We start from the raw sequence: 19,438 nt of genomic DNA, 5'->3' as shown, positions 1-19,438 counted from the left end.
TCAGGTCCGCGTCAGTCGATGATGAAGCCGAAATTGACCGGCGTGGCGCCGATCGGCTCGCCGCGGGCGGCAACGCCGTAGATGCGATTGACGCGCGCCAGCAGCGCCGACTGCGCGTCGGAGGCCGGTGCAAATCCGTCGTCGGGACGCGACAATTCCTTCTGCGCAACGGCGCGCACCACATAGGGCGTCACGATGACCATGAGCTCGGTCTCGTTGTTGACGAAGTCCTGGCTCCTGAACAACTGGCCGAGCACCGGAATCTGATCGACGCCGGGCATGCCGTTGATGGCTTGCTTGGTCTGTTCCTGGATCAATCCCGCCATCGCGATCGAGCCGCCGGACGGCACTTCCAGCGTGGTGTCGGCGCGGCGGGTCTTGATCGAGGGAATGGTCGTGCCGCCCTGGCCACCGGTCAGGGCGTTGTCCATCGAGACCTCGGAAACCTCGGTCATCACCTTCAGGCTGATGCGGCCCTCGGTCAGCACCACCGGGGTGAAGTTGAGCGAGATGCCGAACTTCTTGAAGCTGACGGTCTGGACGCAATTGCCGATCGTGCCCGAGGTCGTCGTCTGGCAGGTCACGCCGGTCGGAATCGGAAACTCGCCGCCCGAGACGAAGGTCGCGGATTCGCCAGAGATCGCGGTGAGGTTGGGTTCGGCGAGCGTCTTCACCACGCCCGCGCTCTCCATCGCGCGCAGCGTCGCGGTGACTGTCGGCACGCCGAGCTTGTTCACGGCCGCGCCGGTCAACGAATTGGCCGCGAGCGGTCCGTTGTTGGCGGTGAAGGCATTCGCGTTGTTGAACACAACCGCGGCGGTGCCGTAGTTCATGTTGGCGCTGAGATCGACACCGAGCTGCTTGACGACGTCGCGGCGCACCTCGGCGACGGTGACCTTGAGCATCACCTGGTCGCGGTCGCGCACGACGATGGAGTTGACGACCTTGTCGGCGCTGCCGACCAGCTTCGCGGCGATGTCGCCGGCCTGCTGGGCTTCCACCGGGCTCGACACCGAGCCGGTCAGCACCACGCTTTCGCCGACGCCCTCGATCTGGACGCCGGGCAGCATCTGCTTCAGCGCCGCCCGCATGCCGTTGAGGTCGCGCTTGATCGCGATGTCGTAGGAGGCGACCTGGTTGCCGTCGGCGTCGAAGAACACCACGTTGGTCTGGCCGACCGCCGCTCCGATGATGTAGGCGCGCTGCGCCGATCGGATCACGGCATTGGCGATCTTGGGGTCGGCGACCAGAACGTCCTTGGCCTCGCGCGGCAGGTCGACCACCACCGACTTGCCGACGCCGAGCGAGACGGAGCGCGTCTTGGCGGCGATGCTGCTGGTTACCGCGACGTCGGCGTTCTTGTCGGGATCGGCCGCGCTGGCGAAGGCCGGGACCAGCATGATCGCTGCAACCGCCGAATAGGACAGCGAACGGGCCAGCATGGTCCGCATCGCCAGTTGTCTTGCACCCGTTGTCATATCGAAGCCCCCATCACTTCTGTGTCGTCTGAGAGCTCAGGATGCCGAAACGCACCACCTTGATGCTCTCGCCCCGCTTCGGGGCATGTTCGCCGGTCTCGTCGACCTTCTCGTTGACGTCCGCGATGCTGCGCAGTGCGAGCGCCAGAGTGCCTGTTTGCCGCGCTCGCGCGAGCGTCTCGGCCTGTTCAGGCTTGAGCTCGAGGGTCACGGTCTTGCCGATCAGGGAGTTATTGCCGTCCTTCTCCTTCGGCGCCTGGTCGATCGCCAGCACGCGGACGTTGGACAGCAGGATTTCGGTGGTGACGATGTCGCGGCCGCTCAGCTGATCGGGGTTCTTGTCGCGTCGCGACAGGATCACGTCGACGCGGTCGTTCGGCAGGATGAAGCCGCCGGCGCCGGTCTCGGGCGAGATTTCCGTGGAGATCGCGCGCATGCCGGAGGGCAGGATCGCGGCCATGAAGCCGCTGCCATTGGCCTTGACCAGTTTCTGCTCGCGGATCGGTTCGCCGATGATGAAGGGGGCGCGCGCGATCGAGCCGATCACTTCGTTCATGGCATCGGCATTGGTGTCGTGGCGCAGGAACGCGCTGCTCGCGGTCTCGGCCGGCCAGCGCTGCCATTGCACGTCTTCGGCCTTGAGTGCCTGTCCGAGACCGATGTCGGACTTCGCCACCAGCACCTCGACCGTCGGAAGCTGCGGCGCGGCCGGCTGCGCGACCTGCGCGGGTTTGTGATCGCCGATGCTCGCGAGATACATCGCCGCGAGGCCTGCGACGCCGGCGATGCCGAGGACCACGATGCGTGCCGTCTTCATGGAATTGTCTGAATGCCCTTACACCGGGCGGTCGCGTCCTTGCGGCAATGACAGCCCTTCCCGGAAGCATCACTACGGCGGCAAAAGTATAAGGGAACTTGCCAGAAGGTCCGGACAATTAAGGGATTGGTGGGGATGGTGAACGGCGAGTTATCGGCGCCGTTACATCTCCGCAGAATCCCGGAGATCGCGCCTGCTCAACGCGCACGACATCGATCGCAGCGCGCGGTCATGCCCGCGTCCGTCGTGGTTAAGTATCGTCTAACGCGCGCGACGCGGAGCGCTCAGGACGCGGCGTTCAACGCTGCAAATCCGCGATCGAGATCGGCCTTGAGGTCGTCGAGGCTCTCGAGCCCGATATGCAGCCGCAATGTCGGGCCGCCCGGCGACCATTTGGTCGCGGTGCGATAGTCGCTACAGTCGAACGGGATGGCGAGGCTTTCGAAGCCGCCCCAGGAAAAGCCCATGCCGAACAGCTTCAGCGTGTTGAGCATCGCATCGACCGCACTCTGCGGCACCGGCTTCAGCACGATGCTGAACAGGCCCGAGGCACCGCTGAAGTCGCGCTTCCAGATCGCATGTCCCGGATCGGTCTCGAGGGCAGGGTGCAGCACCCGATCGACCTCGGGCCGCGCCGCCAGCCACCGCGCCATGTCGAGCCCGGAGCGGTGGTGCTGGGCAAGCCGCACCGACAGCGTACGGAGCCCGCGCAGTGCGAGATAGACGTCATCGGGACCGGCACAGATGCCGAGCAACCCGATCGCCTCCTGGATCATCGGCCAGGTCTTGGCGTTCGCCGCGATGGTGCCGAACATGATGTCGGAGTGGCCGCCGATATATTTGGTGCCGGCCTGCATGCTGATGTCGACGCCCTGATCGAGTGACCGGCGATAGAGCGCCGTCGCCCAGGTGTTGTCGTCGATCACCAGCGCGCCGCGGGCATGCGCCACGGCCGATATCGCGCGCACGTCGGGCATCTCGAAGGATTGCGAGCCGGGCGCCTCGACCAGCACCGCGCGGGTGTTCGGCCTGAACAGCGGCTCGATGCCGGCGCCGATCAGCGGATCGAAATAGCTGGTCTCGATGCCGTATCGCGTCAGGACCTTCTCGCAGACATTGCGGGTCGGCCGATAGGCGTTGTCGCACACCAGCAGGTGGTCGCCGGCCTTCAGCACCGCGAGCAGCGTGGTGCTGATCGCGGCCAGTCCCGATGGGGTGAGGCCGACGCCGGCGCATTGCGGGCCCTCCAGCGCCATCAGCGCGTCTTGCAGCGCCCGGGTGGTCGGGCTGCCGTGGCGGCCATAGGTAAATTCGGCGCGATGGGCGTGGAGATCCTCGGCGGTCGGATAGAGCACGGTCGAGCCGTGAAACACCGGCGGATTGACAAAGCCCCGCTGGGCCTTGGTGTCGCGGCCGGCCGTGACCAGGCGGGTCGCGGCCTGGAGCTGATGGGAGGGGGGGAGCCGTTGGACGAGGTCATGGATCGCTGCCGTTGGACTTTAGACTTTTTGCCGCAGCCGCAACACGCCGGAAGGACGGGTCGCGCCGGGACCTGTTACTAACAGGAGGCGGAAGACATGCGTCAACCCCTTGACCCGGCTCGTCAGTCGCTATGTGATGCGGCGCAACTACCAGTCGCCGCACGTTGAGGGGCCTGCCGCGACCTGAGATCCGTTGCCTGACCGATTTGCACGTCAAACTGCCGGCCAGATCAGCATCTTTTGCTGCAACGGATCATTGGGATGGCCTATGGACGCGAGGCGATCACAAAGCAAACGTCCAACGGACGACCCTGAAAGGCCTGCCCCATGAAACGCGTATCCCTGGCTGTCATCCTTGCCGCTGCCGCCGCCCTGTCGGTCCAGGCGGCCTCGGCGCAAACCCTCAAGACGGTCAAGGATCGGGGCCAGTTGTCCTGCGGCGTCAGCCAGGGGCTGCCCGGATTTTCGGCACCCGACGACAAGGGGAACTGGACCGGGATCGACGTCGACGTGTGCCGGGCCATCGCCGCCGTGGTGCTCGACGACCCGACCAAGGTCAAGTTCGTGCCGCTGTCGGCCAAGGATCGCTTTACCGCGCTACAGTCGGGCGAGATCGATGTGCTGTCGCGCAATACCACCTGGACGGTGTCGCGCGACACCTCGCTCGGCGCCAACTTCACCGGCGTGACCTATTACGACGGGCAGGGCTTCATGGTGAAGAAGTCGCTCAAGGTCAATTCGGCGCTCGAACTGAACAGCGCGTCGGTCTGTGTGCAGACCGGAACCACCACCGAGCAGAACCTCGCCGACTTCTTCAAGGGCAACAACATGAAGTATGAGGTGATCGCGTTCGGCAGCATCGACGAAGCGGTCAAGGCCTATGAATCCGGACGCTGCGACGTCTTCACCGACGACGCCTCCGGGCTCTATGCCAGCCGGCTGAAGCTTGCCAACCCCGCCGATCACATCGTGCTCCCGGAAATCATTTCCAAGGAGCCGCTGGGGCCGATGGTGCGTCACGGCGACGATCAGTGGTTCGACATCGTGAAGTGGACGCTGTTTGCGATGATCAACGCCGAGGAGCTCGGCATTACCCAGAAGAACGTCGACACGATGCTCAAATCCGACAAGCCGGAGATGAAGCGGGTGCTCGGCACCGACGGCAATCTGGGTGAACAGCTCGGCCTCACCAAGGACTGGGTGGTACGGATCGTGAAGGCGGTCGGCAATTACGGCGAAAGCTTCGAGCGCAATGTCGGCACCGGCTCGCCGCTCGGTATCGCGCGCGGCGTCAACAATCTCTGGAACAAGGGCGGTATCCAGTACGCGCCGCCGATCCGCTGATCGATCCAGCCGACGGCTGCGGCGATGAGTATCGCGCCCCGCAAACCACCGCTGCAACTTGCCCTCAGGCTGAAGCGCACGCTTGGCGGCAAGGCCGGCTGGAACGGGGTGGCCGCCCAGATTGCCTTCGCCGCGATCCTGGCCTGGATCGCCTACGAGATCGTGGCGAACGCGCGCACCAACCTGGAGACCCAGCACATTGCATCGGGCTTCGGCTTCCTCAAATACAACGCAGGCTTTGACGTCAATCAGAGCCTGATCGCCTACAACAACTCCGACACCTACTGGCGCGTGTTCTTCGTCGGTCTGTTGAACACGATCCTGGTCTCGGTGATCGGCATTGTCTTTGCCACGGTGATCGGCTTCATCGTGGCGCTGTGCCGGTTGTCGCCCAATTCCTTGTTGTCGCGGATCGGCGGCATCTATGTCGAGATCGTCAGGAATTTGCCGCTCCTGTTCCAGATTCTGTTCTGGTATCTCGCCGTGCTTGCGGCACTGCCGGCGCCGCGGCAGAGCATCTCGATCTTCAGCACATTCTTCCTTAACAATCGCGGCCTGATCGTGCCGCAGCCGGTCAGCGAGCCGGGGCTGTATCCGTTCCTGGCCGCGCTCGCGATCGGCGTTGCCGCAGCGCTGGGCTTGCGACACGCCGCGCGGCGTGCCCTGTTCCGGCGCGGGCAGATGATCCGGATCTGGCCCTATGTGCTGGGTTGCCTCGTCGGCCTGCCGCTGATCTCGATGCTGATCTTTGGCTGGCCGCTCACGTTCGAACTACCGCAACTGAAGGGATTCAACTTCGCCGGCGGCGCGCGGATCATCCCCGAATTCGTTGCGTTGACGGTCGCGTTGTCGACCTACACGGGGGCATTCATCGCCGAGATCGTCCGCGCCGGCGTCATGTCAGTGCACAAGGGACAGATGGAGGCGGGCGCGTCGCTCGGCCTGAGCCGCGCTGCGACGCTGCGGCTGATCGTGGTGCCGCAGGCGATGCGGGTCATCGTGCCGCCGCTGACCAGCCAGTACCTCAATCTCACCAAGAACTCGTCGCTGGCGGTGGCCATCGGCTATCCGGATCTGGTCTCGGTGTTCGCCGGCACCGCGATCAGCCAGACCGGGCAGGCGATCGAGATCATCGCCATGACGATGGGCGTCTACCTGCTGCTCTCGCTGACGACCAGCGCGCTGATGAGCGCCTATGGCTGGCGCATCAACCGGAGCATGACGGCATGACCGATATTTCAGCCTCGTTTGTCCGGCAGGACCTGGTCGCCGAACGCGCGGCGCCGGCGAAGAGCACCGGCTTCATCGGCTTCCTGCGAACGCGGCTGTTGAATTCGCCGGGCAATATTCTGCTCACGATCGTCGGGCTCTTGCTGGCTGGGTACATCGTGATCCCGGCGGTCAAATTCCTGCTGGTTGACGCGGTGTGGACCGGCAAGGATCGTACCGCGTGCCTCGCCGAACAGGCCGGGCACCAGGTCGGCGCCTGCTGGCCCTATATTCAGGCCAAGTTGACGCAGTTGATCTATGGCTTCTATCCGGAAGCCCAGCGCTGGCGCGTCAACCTGACCTATGGGCTCGGTGCCGCGCTGTTGCTGCCGCTGCTGCTGCCGCGCCTGCCGGCGAAGGGCCTCAATTCGGGCCTGTTCTTCTTCGCGTTCCCGGTGGTGGCGTTCTTCCTGTTGCATGGCGGCGGCATCGCGGGCTTCGGCGTGAGCTGGACCGCAGGCCTGTTGCAACTGTTTGAGCAAAGCATCGGCGGCGCCGGCGACCTGCTGGTCAATCTCAGCAAGAATTCGCCGATCGCGCCGCTGCTGTGGGTCATCGGCAAGCTGCTCGTCCTGGTCGGGTTGCTGATCCATTGGCTGATCTTTCCGCTGACCTGGCTGCGCGATCAGTTACAGCTCTCGTCACTGCCGGTCTGGGGCGATTTCCTTCTCACCACCGTGATCGTCACCGCCGTGCTGTTTGTGCTCGGAGGCGGTGTGCGGACCGGCCGCAGGGCGCTGGTCGGCAGCGTGCTGACGTTTGCCGGAATGGCAATCGGCATCAAGCTGATGGGGCTCGATCGCGGCGGTTTTCCGATCGTCGACACGCGGCTGTGGGGCGGCCTCCTGGTGACGCTGGTGATCGCGATCACCGGCATCGTCGCCTCGATGCCGATCGGGATCGCGCTCGCGCTCGGCCGCCGCTCGACCATCCCGCTGATCCGGATCTTCTCGATCGCCTTCATCGAGTTCTGGCGCGGCGTGCCGTTGATCACGGTGCTGTTCTTCGCGACCTACATGCTGCCGCTGTTCGTGCCGGGCAATTTCGCCGTCGACGGCCTGTTGCGCGCCCTGATCGGCGTGGCGATCTTTACCGGCGCCTATATGGCCGAGGTGATCAGGGGCGGGCTCGCCGCGGTGGCGCGCGGGCAGGCGGAGGCCGCGTCGGCGCTCGGCCTGTCCTGGTGGAAGACGACGTCACTGATCGTGCTACCGCAGGCGCTGCGCTATGTCATTCCCGGCATCGTCAACAGCTTCATCTCGCTGTTCAAGGATACGTCGCTGGTGTCGATCGTGGCGTTGTTCGATCTGTTGGGTTCGCTGCGGGCGTCGTTCTCGGACCCGAACTGGTCGACGCCGACCACGGCCTTCACCGGCTTCGCTTTTGCCGGAATGATCTACTTCGTGTTCTGCTTTGGAATGTCGCGCTACTCGCTGTTCGTCGAAAACCGGCTCAACGCTCATCGCCGCCACTGAACAAGGTCACCATGTCCACAGCCCCGATCGTCAACATTTCCACGCTCAACAAATGGTACGGCGACTTCCACGTGTTGCGCGACATCAATCTTGAGGTCGGCAAGGGCGAGCGGATCGTGATCTGCGGCCCGTCCGGCTCGGGCAAGTCGACGCTGATCCGCTGCATCAACGCGCTGGAGGAATTCCAGGAGGGCGAGATCGTGGTCGACGGCATCGAGCTTGGCCCGAACCTGCGCCGCGTCGACGAGGTTCGCCGCGAGGTCGGCATGGTGTTCCAGAGCTTCAACTTGTTCCCGCATCTCACGGTGCTCGACAATTGCACGCTGGCGCCGATCTGGGTGCGCAACATCCCGAAGAAGGATGCCGAGGCAACTGCGATGAAGTTCCTGGAGCGGGTCAAGATCCCGCACCAGGCCAACAAGTTTCCCGGCCAGATGTCGGGCGGTCAGCAGCAGCGCGTCGCGATCGCCCGCGCACTGACCATGAACCCGAAGGTGATGCTGTTCGACGAGCCGACCTCGGCGCTCGACCCGGAAATGGTCAAGGAGGTGCTCGACACCATGGTCGACCTCGCCAAGGAAGGCATGACCATGCTGGTCGTGACCCATGAAATGGGCTTTGCCCGCGAGGTCGCCAACCGCGTCGTGTTCATGGATGCCGGCCAGATCATTGAATCGAACACGCCGCAGGAATTCTTCGCCAACCCGCAGCACGCGCGGACGAAGCTGTTCCTGAGCCAGATTTTGAGGTGAGCGAATAGGAAGTGGCGAATGGCGAATAGGGATTCTTCTATTCGCGACTCACCATTCGCCATTCGCCCTTTCATTCGAATGGCAGCTCGATCTTGCTGCGCTTCTCGAGCCATTCCGGTACCGGCAGGTTCTTCGAGCGCATGAACTCAGGATTGAACAGCTTCGACAGATAGCGGCTGCCGGAATCGGCCAGGATCGTGACGATGGTCTTGCCGGGACCGAGCTGCTTGGCGAGCTGGATTGCGCCCGCGATGTTGACGCCGGTCGAGCCGCCGAGGCACAGGCCCTCGTGCTGGACCAGATCGTAGATCACCGACACCGCGTCCTCGTCGGAGATCAGGAACGCCGTGTCGACCTTCGCGGTCTCGACCACCGGCGTGACGCGGCCGAGGCCGATGCCTTCGGTGATCGAGTTGCCCGGGGTCATCTTGGGTTCGCCGTTCCGGAACAGTTCGTACATCGCAAAGCCATGCGGGTCGGCGCAGGCGTTCACGATGTTCGGGTTCTTCTCTTTCAGATAGCGGCTGGTGCCGGCCAGCGTGCCGCCGGTGCCGACCGAGCAGATGAAGCCGTCGATCTTGCCGCCGGTCTGCTCCCATATCTCGGGCCCGGTCGACTCGTAATGCGCCTTGGCGTTGTCGAGGTTGTTCCACTGGTCGGCGAACAGCACGCCGTTCGGCTCGGTCTTGCGCAGCCGGTCGGCCAGCCGTCTGCCGAGATGCTGGTAGTTGTTCGGATTGGAGAACGGCAGAGCCGGCGCCTCCACCAGCTCGGCGCCGCACAGCCGCAGGAAGTCCTTCTTCTCCTGGCTCTGGGTCTCGGGGATCACGATGATGGTGCGATAGCCGCGGGCGCTCGCCACGACCGCAAGTCCGATCCCGGTATTGCCCGCGGTCGACTCGACCACCAGGCCACCCGGCTTCAGCGCGCCGCGCTTCTCGGCCTCCAGGATCATCCATTTGCCGGCGCGATCCTTCACCGACTGGCCCGGATTCATGAATTCGGCCTTGCCGAGAATGGTGCAGCCGGTCAGTTCGGATGCGCGCTTCAGTTTGATCAGCGGCGTGTTGCCGATCGCTTGGATGACGTCTTTGTTGAATGCCATGTCGGGGGTAATCTTTTGCCGGTCCGTGTTTTGCCCTGGCCGGAAACTAGTGTGCCGATGGCAAAAGGGGAAGCCTTTTGCAGTGCGGCGAATTTCGTGTGGCGAGCTGTGCCCGGTTGGTGACCGCGCCCCCTCGAACGATCGTTCTAGGGAATGCCGGTGATCCGGCCGAATCTTGCTGCAAATCGTCACGCCGCGCTGGATCCGCGGTGTGGATTCAATTCAGGATGATCGTTCGATCTTGTACAGCCCCACATTGAGGGCGCCGATTTCAAAGCCCAGCCTGCAATAGGCCAAATAGTACTCCCACATTCGCTTGAACCTGAGATCGAAGCCGAGGGCTTCGATCGACGGCCAGGCGTCGAGGAAACGGTCGTGCCAATCGGCCAGCGTTCGTGCATAGCTGTCGGCGAAGAACTCGGTCGAAGCCAGCCGCAATCCGGAATTGCCCACCAGCCGCCTGATGATGCCGACGGTCGGCAGCATCCCGCCGGGAAAGATATGGCGCTGGATGAATTCCGGCCGCCTGCGATAGTTGTCGAAGCGACGCTCGTCGATGGTAATGACCTGCAACACCGCGATGCCGCCGACATTGAGCCGCTCGCGTAGCTTGTCGAAGAACAGCGGCCAATAGGCTTCGCCAACCGCTTCCAACATCTCGATCGAGACGACCCGGTCGTAGCTGCCTTCGGTGTCCCGATAATCCTCGAGCCGCAGATCGGATCTGTCGGCAAGCCGGTGCGCGGCCAGTTGCTCGCGCGCGTAGCCGAGCTGCTCGGTCGACAGGGTCAATCCGGTGACGTGACAGCGGTGGCGTTCGATCAGGTGTCGTGCGAGCGCGCCCCAGCCGCAACCGATTTCGAGGACCCTCTCGCCGCCGTCGAGATCGAGCAGCTCGGTGATCCGATCGAGCTTGGTCTGCTGGGCCTGGGCGAGTGTCTGGCGTGGCAAGGCGTAGATTCCGGATGAATAGGTCATGCTCGGATCGAGCCAGAGCCGGTAGAAATCGTTGCCGAGATCGTAATGGGCGCGGATGTTGCGACGGCTGCCGCGCCTGGTGTTGCGATTGAGCAGGGCGTGGCGAAGCCAGGTGAGGGGCTGCGGCGGCTTCAGCCGCTCGAACGAAGCTTCGTGGGGCGAGCGCGGCGCCGCCGCGTTCAGGAACGCGTGCATGTTGGGCGTCGACCATTCGCCGGCAAGATAGCCTTCGGCAAAGCCCAGATCGCCGTGGGCAAGCAGCCGCAGCAGGCACTTCCAGCTGTGAATCCTGATATGGACCGGTTCTCCGCCACGCGAGCCGGAGATCGCAACACCGCGTCCACCGGGCAATTGCACGAGAATCTCTCCGCAATCGATCCGGCGGAGCATCCGCCGCAGCAGCACGCCAATCGTCGCGCGCAGTACTGGCGGCCATTCGATGGGCATCCAGCCCGGCGCGGCGTGCTGATGATTAGTGCGCATGCAAATTCGTCCGTTGCTCGGGTGATCTGGCAGCGACCGTGATACCGTTCGCGGATGGCTTCGGGCGTTCGCGAATGCGGATGCCCTTCAGCCAAAGTCTGGCCGCCTCCCAATGGATCGCGAGGATGACCTTGGCCGTCACCAGCGGAATCCCGAGGAAGCTGCGCAACAGGCTCCGGTCGCTCAATGCCTGCCGTGAGGCGGCAAGGCACGCGCTGAGCATCGTGTCGCCACCCTCGCTCGCATTGATGCCGAGCGCGAAACGCCGGTGCGGTCGGTTCAGGCGGAAATGATAGGCCTGATTCATGGACATGAACGGCGAAACGTAGAAGGTCTTGTTGCAGTCGTGCCGGATGCTCACCGCGCCGTTCTCGACCGCGGCGACGTAGGCGTGGCGTTCGCCGAACGTGTTGTGAACCTGATAGACGACGGCCGCGAGTTGGCCCGAGTCCCGGTAACAGAAATAGAGGCTGAGGGGATTGAAGCTGTAGCCGAGTGTCCGCGGCATGCAGAACAATCGGATCGGTCCGCCGGCCAGATCGATCCCGGCTTGCCCGAGCGATCGTTCGATCTGGGCACGAAGCGGCGTTGCGCTGCCGTCACCATGATCGCTGTCGTACAGCGCAAACAGGTTGAACCGGTTGTGCGAGAACAGGCGCAGCCGCGAGACGAGCGCCGGAAGCTCGTCGAGATCGAGCAGCAGCCAGAACGCGCGGTAGCGAAAGCGGTGCATTGTCGGTCGCAGCCGCCGGTGCATCACGCTGCCGCGATAGAGGCAGGAGCGCTGCATCATGATTGCAGCTCCGGCTCAGGCAAGGATCTGGCGTTCGCGCCGAGCACGATGCGTCCGGATTCGTTCGGCACGGTCCACGGCCTGCGTACGCCGCCAAGTTGCTCGGCCACCGCCAGCCCCGATTGCAACCCGTCTTCGTGGAAGCCGGCGCCGAAATGCGCGCCGCAGAACCAGACATTGCCGTCGCCTTGCAGCGACCACAGCCGACGTTGCGCGGCGATCGCGGCCGCATCGAAGATCGGGTGCTCGTAGACCTCGGTCTGATGCAACGTGTCCGCGCGCGGTGGACGGGCGGGATTGAGCGTGACGAACAGCGGCAAATGCTTGGGGATACCCTGTAGCCGGTTCATCCAATAGGTCACGCCGACCGGCGCGCCTTGATGGTCGCGCGAACCGACATAATTCCAGCTCGACCAGGCCAGGCGACGCCGCGGCATGAACGCTGGATCGGAGTGGAGGACGGCCAGGTTGCGGCTATAGCGGAACGCACCGAGCAGTCTGGTTTCGTCTGGCGTGGGGTCACCGATCACCGACAGCGCCTCGTTCGCGTGCGTTGCCAGGACGACGTGATCGTATGATCGCGTCTCGCCGCGAATGTCGGTCACCGTCACGCCGTGTGCCGACCGTCGTATCCTAACCACGCCGCAGCCGAGCCTGATCCGGTCTGCAAACGGCCGGACCAGCCGTTGCACATAGGAGCGGCTGCCGCCGGTCACGGTTTCCCATGGTGGCCGGCCGGTCAACTGGAGCAGGCCGTGATTGTGGTGGAAGCGAATGAAGGTCGCCGCGGGAAAGGCGAGAATTTCATCGGGAGGTGCCGACCAGATGGCGCTTGCCATCGGCAGCAGATGATCGTCGCGGAAGGCTGAACCATAGCCGCCTTGCGCAAGATATGCGCCGAGGCTGATCGTCTCGTCAGCGAGCAGCGCAGCATCGCGTGTCGCGCGATCGTAGAACCGGACGAGGTCGCGCAGCATCGACCAGAAGCGCGGACGCAGCAGGTTGCCGTGCTGGGCCAGCAGCCCCGAAAGACCGGTCCCGGAATATTCCAGATCGCCCTCGTCAAGGGAAACCGAGAGCGACATCTCCGATGCCTGCGTAGGAACCTGGAGATGTCGGAACAGGGCGGCAAGGTTGGGGTAGGTCTTCCGGTTGAACACGATGAAGCCGGTGTCCACGGCGACGCGCTCGCCGCCAAGCAATGCGGTCACGGTGTTGGAATGCCCGCCGATCCGATCGGATTTCTCGTAGACGGTCACATCGTGCCGCTGGCCAAGCAGCCAGGCAGCAGACAGGCCGGAGATGCCGGTTCCGACCACGGCGATGTTCAATCTGTCGTCGGTCCTCAACGACTATCCCTCTCTGATCCGATCCGTGCGCCGGTCCACGGCGCGGACGGCGTCATGGATGGAAACGACTGGTCTTGAGGGTTGGATCACCCGCGGTGATCCAACCGCGGATGGATAGCGTTCCTGTTGCATGGCAGCTGCCGCACGACATATCTCCGGAGGTATCGCTCTGGCCAGGCCGGGCGCGATCCGGTACTGCGGTCGCAGAGCCGTTAACGACAGGGAGTGCCCGCGCGGCATGTTGAGTGAAACTCCCGACAATGAGACGTCGGACGCCGCCCGGTGGGCCCGGCTGATCGAAGCCGTCGCGGTTCGCGGAGATCGCGAGGCTTTCGCGGCGCTGTTTCGATATTTTGCACCGCGCATCAAGACGCTCATGCAGCGCTCCGGTGCGAGTGAGCAGCTTGCCGATGAGCTGGCGCAGGAGGCGTTGGTCCTGGTGTGGTCGAAGGCCGCTCTGTTCGATCCCGGCAGCAGCGGTGCCGCAGCCTGGATTTTCACGATCGCGCGAAACCTGCGCATTGACGCGCTCCGTCGCCAGAAACGAACTCCAACCAGCGATACGTCCGAAGCGGAGCTTGAGTTTCAGCACGATGAGGGGCCGTTGCCCGACGCCGGGGTCGTGGCATCTCAGATCGAGGCGCGTGTCCGCGATGCACTGTCGGTGTTGCCGGACGAGCAGATGCGGGTGATCGAGCTCTCGTTCTTTCACGAAACGGCCCACGCGGAGATCGCGAAGGTGCTGGATATCCCGCTCGGCACCGTCAAATCGCGGCTGCGGCTGGCGATGGCCCGGCTGCGCAGCCTACTGGATGATTTCTCATGACCGTCCATCATCATCCCCCGGACGAGCTGCTGGCGGCGTTTGCCGCAGGGGCGCTCGATCTTGGCCAGCACATTGCGGTTGCCACCCATTTGGTCGGCTGTGCCAGCTGCCGCGCAGCGGTACGGGCGATGGAGCATGTTGGCGGCACCGTGCTGGCTGCACTGCCGCCGGCCGCGATGTCGGACGGGTCGTTCGAGGCGTTGGAGCGCAGGCTGAACGAGAGCCGGGAGACTTCCGTTGCTGCGCGGCGCAGGGGGCAGGCGTTCCACGACGTACCAGGCTTGCCGGGCTTTCTGGACAGCTATCCCGACAGTTCTTGGCGATGGATTGCGCCGAAGGTGCATTTGCGGCCGATCCGGCTGCCCGAACCGAGCGAGACGCGCGTGTTTCTGCTGAGGTCCAGCCCCGGGACCAGGATGATCGAGCACACGCATACCGGCTTCGAGATGACCTGCGTGCTGTCAGGAAGCTTCGTTCACGCCGGCGGCCGTTTCGGGCCCGGAGATTTCGATTTCGGCGACGGCGCGGTGGATCACGATATCAGGATCGACTCGACGGACGACTGCATCTGTCTGGTCGCAATGCAGGGAGATCTGAAGCTCAACGGAGTGATCGGCCGCTTGTTGCAACCGTTGATCCGCATGTGACGGCTGCGCACGGAAGGTTGCTCCATGAGCCCGCACCCGCTGATCATCCAATTCATCGTCATGGCGCTGGCGTTGTCCGCGGTCATGGCGACCGCCTGGTCCATTCAGCGACGGACCGGGGCCACCGGGTGGATCGATGTTTGCTGGACATTCGGCACCGGCCTGGTTGCTTGTCTGGCCAGCCTTGTCCCGGTCCCGGATGGCGGGGCGGTCAGCTTACGGCAGGTTATGGTTGCGCTGCTGGTCGCGATCTGGTCGTTCCGGCTCGGCGGTCATCTGTTGCTGCGAACCTGGAGATCCGGCGACGATCCGCGCTACCGCGACCTGATCGATCAATGGGGTGCTACGGCCGACAGGCGGATGTTTCTGCAATTGCAGGCGCAGGCAGCCGTTGGATTGATCCTGGCGGTTTCGGCAGCGGTGGCCGCGCACAATCCGCGCCCCGGGCTTGGCTTCGTGGATCTGCTCGGTGCGCTGTTGCTGCTGACTGCCCTGATTGGCGAAGCGTTGTCCGACTGGCAGCTGCGCAGATTCCGGTCGGATCCCGCCAATCGAGATCGGGTCTGCGAGGCCGGGTTCTGGAAGTGGTCGCGTCATCCGAACTATTTCTTCGAATGGCTGTGCTGGCTGGCTTACCCGCTGATCGCGATCGACGCCTCGTATCCGGCAGGCTGGGTCACGTTGCTGGCGCCGATCTGCATGTACTGGGTGCTGGTCCATGTGTCCGGCGTCCCGCCGCTCGAACAGCACATGCTGCGCTCGCGCGGCCAGCTCTTTCGCGAGGTGCAGGAGAGAACCCGGCCGTTCTTTCCATTTCCAAGGCTGAAATCAGGCCACTAGCCTTGCCGTCACGAGGTACGCCGCCGTCGCGGATATCGCACCAAGCAGCGTTCCCCAACCGACATCGAGCAGCGTGAGCTGAACGGTCCAGTTCCGCAGTGTCGCCTGGTTGGTCAAATCATAGGTCATGTAGCTGAAGAAGCCGAGCAGTGCGCCGTAGAGCGCCGCCGAGCCCAGGCTCGCCGACTTCAGCGCAGGGAGCACGGCAAACACCACGAGCCCGAGCGGGTAGATCAGATAGAAGACGATCGCCGGAGGCAGGTTGACCTCGGCCGAGAGGATGTCTCCGAGTGTCGGACGATACAGTCGGCTCGCCATCGTTCCAAGCCAGACCATGTCGCAGGCCACGAAGACGATCAATGTCGACAGGTAGGCGTACAGATACGTCATGTCGGGTCCCGAAGGTTGAACGCCGTTAGCGGCCGCAACAGGCAACTCTCCTTGGAAGTAACGACGGATCGCAGCGTCTGGATCATCCCGGCATCGGGTGGGCGCCAGAAGTTGCGGATTCGGCGCAACAGCGCGGAGAAATCCCCATGAAATCTTCGTAAGATGAGTGACTTCCGGCATGGGGCCGAAACGCACGGAAATCGCTTAAAAATAGGGAAAAGTCGGCTTTCGGGCTGGCAGCGAATCACTTCGGGTGCGACGTCGCGCAGTCGTGAGAGGGCTGTCCGCCCCATCGTCCCGAGGGTAGGGTGAGACAGGCAGGTTCTATTGAAAGCATCACCCGTGAACGTCACCCAGGCTATCGCTGAACGCGACATTCGTGCGCCGCGGCCGGAGTCTGGCTTCGACGGAGAACGGGTGTGACCCAGCGCGCATCCGTGACGGTGCCTGGGGCCCGGTTCGGCCTCGCCGGCCGCGCGCGACGGCTCGCAGGGCGGTCGATGATAGCCCTTGGCCTGATCGCGGGCTGCACTGGCTGTATCCTGACCCAGGACATCCCCGATCCTGCGCTCGACGTGCCGCAGGGCTACAAGGCCGCGCGGCTCGAGCAGCCTGGTGACGCGCTTCCGACGCTCGACTGGTGGCGCGGCTTCCGTTCCAAGGAGCTGACGCAGCTGATGGAGGAGGCGCAGACCGTCAATCTCGACATTGCGGCCGCGGTGGCGCGGTTTCGCCAGGCCGATGCGCTGGCGCGCCAGGCCGGCGCGGCGCTGTTGCCGAGCGTCAACCTCAACGGATCGGAAAACTATTCACGCACGTCGGGGTCGAGCGCCAGCGGCCTCTCGATCGGCGGCCGCGAGGTGGTCAACTACAGTGCGTCGCTGAGCGCCAGCTATCAGCTCGATTTCTGGGGCCAGAACCGCGATGCCTTGCAGGCGGCGGAGGAGACCTCGGTTGCCAACCGGTTCGACCGCGAAGTGGTGGCGCTGACCACGCTGGTGAGCGTCGCCAACGCCTATTTCACGGTGCTGGCGTCGCAGGACCGGCTGCGCACTGCGCAGCGCAACATCGCCAGCGCCGAGCGCATCCTCAATGCGATCCGGGACCGCTTCAAGGCCGGCACCGGCTCCGATCTCGACGTCGCGCAGCAGGAGAGCGTGCTCGCCAATCAGCGCGCGCTGGTGCCGCCGCTGCGGCAGACGCTCGACCAGAATATCAACGCGCTCGCGGTGCTGGTGTCGCGGCCGCCCGAAAGCGTGCGCATCGCCGGCGGCTCGCTCAATTCGGTTGCCATCCCGCGCGTCACGCCGGGACTGCCGTCCGAATTGCTGACCCAGCGCCCCGACATCCGCCGGCAGGAGGCGCAGCTCGCTTCCGCCACGGCCAATGTCGGCAGCGCGCGGGCGCAATTCTTCCCGAGCATCCAGCTGACCGGGCAGGGCGGCTACCAGAGCCAGGCCCTGGTCTCGCTATTCCAGCCGCACGCGGCCTTTTTCAGCCTGGTCGGCGGCCTGACCCAGCCGATCTTCGACGGCGGCCGGATCCTCGGCAATTTCGAATACAATCAGGCCAAGCAGGACGAACTGCTGCAAACCTATCGCAAGACGGTCGTCCAGTCGTTCACCGATGTCGACAATGCGCTGGTCGCGATCCGCGAGACCACGCGGAAGCTGCAATTGCAGCGTGACGTGCTGTCGTCGTCGCGACGCGCCTTCGATCTCGCCGAGCAGCAGCTCAAGGCCGGCACCGCCGACATCGTAACCGTGCTAAACACGCAGCTGACCCTGTTCCAGGCGGAAGATGCGTATTCCCAGGCCCAGCTTGCCCGGATATTGGCAGTCGTGACCCTGTATCAGGCCCTGGGCGGCGGCTGGGAACCGAAGGTGGAAAGACCGGTCAATGCTCTTTAAGCCCGATGCAAAGGACGACGGGACAAACGCCGCGCCGCGCAAGCGGAGCCTGCTCTCGCGCCTGCTCGGGCGCATGGTGTCGCTGATCGTGACGCTCGTGATCCTGGGCGGGCTCGGCTATCTCGGTTGGCTCGCTTTCCAGCCCAAGCAGGGCGGTGGCGGCGGCCGCGGCGCAGGCGCGCGGCCTGATCTGCCGGTGCCGGTGCTGGCGGCGACACCGCACGTCGCTGATGTGCCGGTCTATCTCGACGGCGTCGGTTCGGTGAAGGCGCTGAACACGGTCACCGTGCGCTCGCAGGTCGACGGCAAGCTGCTCAAGGTGAATTTCGTCGAGGGCCAGGACGTCAAGAAGGACGACGTGCTGGGCGAGATCGACCCCGTGATCTATCAGGCGCAATACGACCAGGCCGTCGCCAAGAAGGCCCAGGACGTCGCCCTGCTCACCAACCAGAAGCTCGACCTCGCGCGCTACGAGCAGCTCGCCGCCAGCAATGCCGGCTCCAAGCAGCAGGCCGACACGCAGCGCGCGCTGGTCGCGCAGCAGGAGGCGCTGATCAAGGCCGACCAGGCCGCGATCGACAATGCCGCAGCGACGCTCGGCTACACCAAGATCGTCGCGCCGATTGCCGGGCGCGCCGGCCTGCGTCAGGTCGACCAGGGCAATATCATCCACGCCTCCGACACCACCGGGCTCGTGATCCTGACCCAACTGCAACCGATCGCGGTGTGGTTCAGCCTGCCGCAGCAGCAGATCATGCGGGTGAACGCGGCGGCGGCGAAGGGGGCGCTTGCGGTCGATGTGTTCGGCAATGACGGCGTTACCGTGATCGACACCGGCAAGCTGACCGGCATCGACAACCAGGTCGACCCGACCACCGGCACGCTGAAGCTGAAGGCCGAATTCCCCAATGCCAGCTACCAGCTGTGGCCGGGCCAGTTCGTCAATGTCCGCCTCAAGGTCGAGACCCTGCCGCACGCCATCGTGGTGCCGACCTCGGCGGTGCAGCGCGGTCCCGCCGGCACGTTCAGCTACGTGATCGGCGAGGGTAACGTCGTCACCGCCAAGCCGGTCACGGTGACGCAGCAGAACGAGCACGAGGCCGTCATTGCGAGCGGCCTGACCACGTCGGACCGCGTCGTGACGACCGGCTTTGCCAACCTCGCCGACGGCTCGAAGGTCGTGGTCGGCACGGACGACGGTGCACCGACTGCCGATCTGGCGCCGCGCAAGCGCAGCCGCAATCCGGACGGCAAGCGCGGCGGCCAAGGGGCAGGGCAAGCGACAGGGCAAGGGGCGGCGTCGGGCGAAGCTCAGGGCAAGGACGGCAAGAGGGACTGGCAGGGCAAGAACGGCGAGCATCGCGGCCGGCACGAGCACGGCGATGGCGATCAGAAGGGACAGACCGGACCGGCGCCGGCAGCGGGGGGCGAACAGTCGGGCAGCGCGCCGAAGGCGCAGCCATGACCGGCATCCCGACCTCGTAATGTCCGACCTTACAGC

Annotated in this window: 17 protein-coding genes; 9 read left to right on the top strand and 8 right to left on the bottom strand. The window is 64.5% G+C overall.

Annotation, left to right across the window (positions count from 1 at the left end):
- Positions 1-11: 11 nt before the first annotated feature.
- The 3 genes from CWS35_RS25380 to metC all read right to left on the bottom strand — a co-directional run bounded on the left by CWS35_RS25380 (position 12) and on the right by metC (position 3,779).
- On the bottom strand, positions 12-1,478 hold the full coding sequence (locus CWS35_RS25380) for a type II and III secretion system protein family protein (RefSeq protein ID WP_371682800.1): 1,467 nt from the start codon (positions 1,476-1,478) through the stop codon (positions 12-14).
- 13 nt (positions 1,479-1,491) lie between these two features.
- Complete coding sequence (cpaB, locus tag CWS35_RS25375; RefSeq protein ID WP_024583609.1) at positions 1,492-2,295, bottom strand: Flp pilus assembly protein CpaB; 804 nt, start codon at positions 2,293-2,295, stop codon at positions 1,492-1,494.
- A 284-nt stretch (positions 2,296-2,579) separates the two neighbouring features.
- Positions 2,580-3,779 carry a cystathionine beta-lyase gene (gene metC / locus CWS35_RS25370; protein WP_100954440.1) on the bottom strand — a complete coding sequence of 400 codons (1,200 nt, stop codon included), beginning with the start codon at positions 3,777-3,779 and terminating at the stop codon, positions 2,580-2,582.
- 324 nt (positions 3,780-4,103) lie between these two features.
- Here metC and CWS35_RS25365 point away from each other — a divergent pair, with 324 nt between their 5' ends.
- From CWS35_RS25365 to CWS35_RS25350, 4 genes are read left to right on the top strand one after another with little or no spacing between them, the layout of a single operon-like run.
- A complete protein-coding gene (locus tag CWS35_RS25365) occupies positions 4,104-5,120 on the top strand; it encodes an amino acid ABC transporter substrate-binding protein (protein ID WP_024583611.1) in 1,017 nt (338 codons plus the stop codon).
- Positions 5,121-5,144: 24 nt separating this feature from the next.
- A complete protein-coding gene (locus tag CWS35_RS25360; protein WP_100954437.1) occupies positions 5,145-6,350 on the top strand; it encodes an amino acid ABC transporter permease in 1,206 nt (401 codons plus the stop codon).
- Positions 6,347-7,864, top strand: coding sequence for an amino acid ABC transporter permease (locus CWS35_RS25355; protein WP_100954435.1), 1,518 nt, complete (start codon positions 6,347-6,349; stop codon positions 7,862-7,864). Before CWS35_RS25360 ends, CWS35_RS25355 begins: the two co-directional genes overlap by 4 nt.
- An 11-nt stretch (positions 7,865-7,875) precedes the next feature.
- Positions 7,876-8,616 (top strand): amino acid ABC transporter ATP-binding protein, encoded by a 741-nt coding sequence (locus tag CWS35_RS25350; RefSeq protein ID WP_024583614.1) that lies wholly within the window; start codon positions 7,876-7,878, stop codon positions 8,614-8,616.
- A 70-nt stretch (positions 8,617-8,686) separates the two neighbouring features.
- On the opposite strand, the gene CWS35_RS25345 is transcribed toward CWS35_RS25350, so the two are convergent.
- The 4 genes from CWS35_RS25345 to CWS35_RS25330 all read right to left on the bottom strand — a co-directional run bounded on the left by CWS35_RS25345 (position 8,687) and on the right by CWS35_RS25330 (position 13,324).
- Positions 8,687-9,721, bottom strand: a complete 1,035-nt coding sequence (locus CWS35_RS25345) for a cysteine synthase A (RefSeq protein WP_024583615.1) — start codon at positions 9,719-9,721, stop codon at positions 8,687-8,689.
- 222 nt (positions 9,722-9,943) lie between these two features.
- Positions 9,944-11,182 (bottom strand): cyclopropane-fatty-acyl-phospholipid synthase family protein, encoded by a 1,239-nt coding sequence (locus CWS35_RS25340; RefSeq protein ID WP_245438651.1) that lies wholly within the window; start codon positions 11,180-11,182, stop codon positions 9,944-9,946.
- A complete protein-coding gene (locus CWS35_RS25335) occupies positions 11,172-11,975 on the bottom strand; it encodes a DUF1365 domain-containing protein (protein WP_100954432.1) in 804 nt (267 codons plus the stop codon). Before CWS35_RS25335 ends, CWS35_RS25340 begins: the two co-directional genes overlap by 11 nt.
- Positions 11,972-13,324 carry an NAD(P)/FAD-dependent oxidoreductase gene (locus tag CWS35_RS25330; RefSeq protein ID WP_100954429.1) on the bottom strand — a complete coding sequence of 451 codons (1,353 nt, stop codon included), beginning with the start codon at positions 13,322-13,324 and terminating at the stop codon, positions 11,972-11,974. The genes CWS35_RS25335 and CWS35_RS25330 overlap by 4 nt, the downstream gene beginning before the upstream one ends.
- Before the next feature lie 130 nt (positions 13,325-13,454).
- Between CWS35_RS25330 and CWS35_RS25325 the strand changes: the two genes are divergently transcribed.
- Genes CWS35_RS25325 through CWS35_RS25315 form a run of 3 tightly spaced genes read left to right on the top strand, consistent with a single transcriptional unit; the run spans position 13,455 to position 15,637 of the window.
- A complete protein-coding gene (locus CWS35_RS25325; protein WP_245438649.1) occupies positions 13,455-14,150 on the top strand; it encodes a sigma-70 family RNA polymerase sigma factor in 696 nt (231 codons plus the stop codon).
- On the top strand, positions 14,147-14,797 hold the full coding sequence (locus CWS35_RS25320; RefSeq protein WP_100954425.1) for a ChrR family anti-sigma-E factor: 651 nt from the start codon (positions 14,147-14,149) through the stop codon (positions 14,795-14,797). Before CWS35_RS25325 ends, CWS35_RS25320 begins: the two co-directional genes overlap by 4 nt.
- Before the next feature lie 24 nt (positions 14,798-14,821).
- Positions 14,822-15,637 carry a DUF1295 domain-containing protein gene (locus CWS35_RS25315; protein ID WP_100954424.1) on the top strand — a complete coding sequence of 272 codons (816 nt, stop codon included), beginning with the start codon at positions 14,822-14,824 and terminating at the stop codon, positions 15,635-15,637.
- Here the strand turns inward: CWS35_RS25315 and CWS35_RS25310 are convergent.
- On the bottom strand, positions 15,626-16,027 hold the full coding sequence (locus CWS35_RS25310) for a DUF2177 family protein (protein WP_100954422.1): 402 nt from the start codon (positions 16,025-16,027) through the stop codon (positions 15,626-15,628). The two genes, CWS35_RS25315 and CWS35_RS25310, sit on opposite strands and share 12 nt — an antisense overlap.
- Positions 16,028-16,527: 500 nt before the next feature.
- Here CWS35_RS25310 and CWS35_RS25305 point away from each other — a divergent pair, with 500 nt between their 5' ends.
- Positions 16,528-17,937, top strand: a complete 1,410-nt coding sequence (locus tag CWS35_RS25305; protein ID WP_245439085.1) for an efflux transporter outer membrane subunit — start codon at positions 16,528-16,530, stop codon at positions 17,935-17,937.
- Complete coding sequence (locus tag CWS35_RS25300) at positions 17,927-19,402, top strand: efflux RND transporter periplasmic adaptor subunit (RefSeq protein WP_100954418.1); 1,476 nt, start codon at positions 17,927-17,929, stop codon at positions 19,400-19,402. Before CWS35_RS25305 ends, CWS35_RS25300 begins: the two co-directional genes overlap by 11 nt.
- The last annotated feature ends 36 nt before the right edge of the window (positions 19,403-19,438 follow it).

The sequence above is a fragment of the Bradyrhizobium sp. SK17 genome, assembly GCF_002831585.1.
Taxonomy (GTDB): Bacteria; Pseudomonadota; Alphaproteobacteria; order Rhizobiales; family Xanthobacteraceae; genus Bradyrhizobium.
This window is presented reverse-complemented; position numbering and strand designations above follow the sequence as displayed.

Coding starts and splice junctions, on each gene's coding strand:
- CWS35_RS25350 (WP_024583614.1), top strand. CDS start 7,876: ATGTCCACAGCCCCGATCGTCAACATTTCCACGCTCAACAAATGGTAC.
- CWS35_RS25305 (WP_245439085.1), top strand. CDS start 16,528: ATGATAGCCCTTGGCCTGATCGCGGGCTGCACTGGCTGTATCCTGACC.
- CWS35_RS25335 (WP_100954432.1), bottom strand. CDS start 11,975: ATGATGCAGCGCTCCTGCCTCTATCGCGGCAGCGTGATGCACCGGCGG.
- CWS35_RS25355 (WP_100954435.1), top strand. CDS start 6,347: ATGACCGATATTTCAGCCTCGTTTGTCCGGCAGGACCTGGTCGCCGAA.
- CWS35_RS25315 (WP_100954424.1), top strand. CDS start 14,822: ATGAGCCCGCACCCGCTGATCATCCAATTCATCGTCATGGCGCTGGCG.
- cpaB (WP_024583609.1), bottom strand. CDS start 2,295: ATGAAGACGGCACGCATCGTGGTCCTCGGCATCGCCGGCGTCGCAGGC.
- CWS35_RS25340 (WP_245438651.1), bottom strand. CDS start 11,182: ATGCGCACTAATCATCAGCACGCCGCGCCGGGCTGGATGCCCATCGAA.
- CWS35_RS25310 (WP_100954422.1), bottom strand. CDS start 16,027: ATGACGTATCTGTACGCCTACCTGTCGACATTGATCGTCTTCGTGGCC.
- CWS35_RS25300 (WP_100954418.1), top strand. CDS start 17,927: ATGCTCTTTAAGCCCGATGCAAAGGACGACGGGACAAACGCCGCGCCG.
- CWS35_RS25360 (WP_100954437.1), top strand. CDS start 5,145: ATGAGTATCGCGCCCCGCAAACCACCGCTGCAACTTGCCCTCAGGCTG.
- CWS35_RS25380 (WP_371682800.1), bottom strand. CDS start 1,478: ATGACAACGGGTGCAAGACAACTGGCGATGCGGACCATGCTGGCCCGT.
- CWS35_RS25320 (WP_100954425.1), top strand. CDS start 14,147: ATGACCGTCCATCATCATCCCCCGGACGAGCTGCTGGCGGCGTTTGCC.
- CWS35_RS25345 (WP_024583615.1), bottom strand. CDS start 9,721: ATGGCATTCAACAAAGACGTCATCCAAGCGATCGGCAACACGCCGCTG.
- CWS35_RS25365 (WP_024583611.1), top strand. CDS start 4,104: ATGAAACGCGTATCCCTGGCTGTCATCCTTGCCGCTGCCGCCGCCCTG.
- CWS35_RS25325 (WP_245438649.1), top strand. CDS start 13,455: ATGGCAGCTGCCGCACGACATATCTCCGGAGGTATCGCTCTGGCCAGG.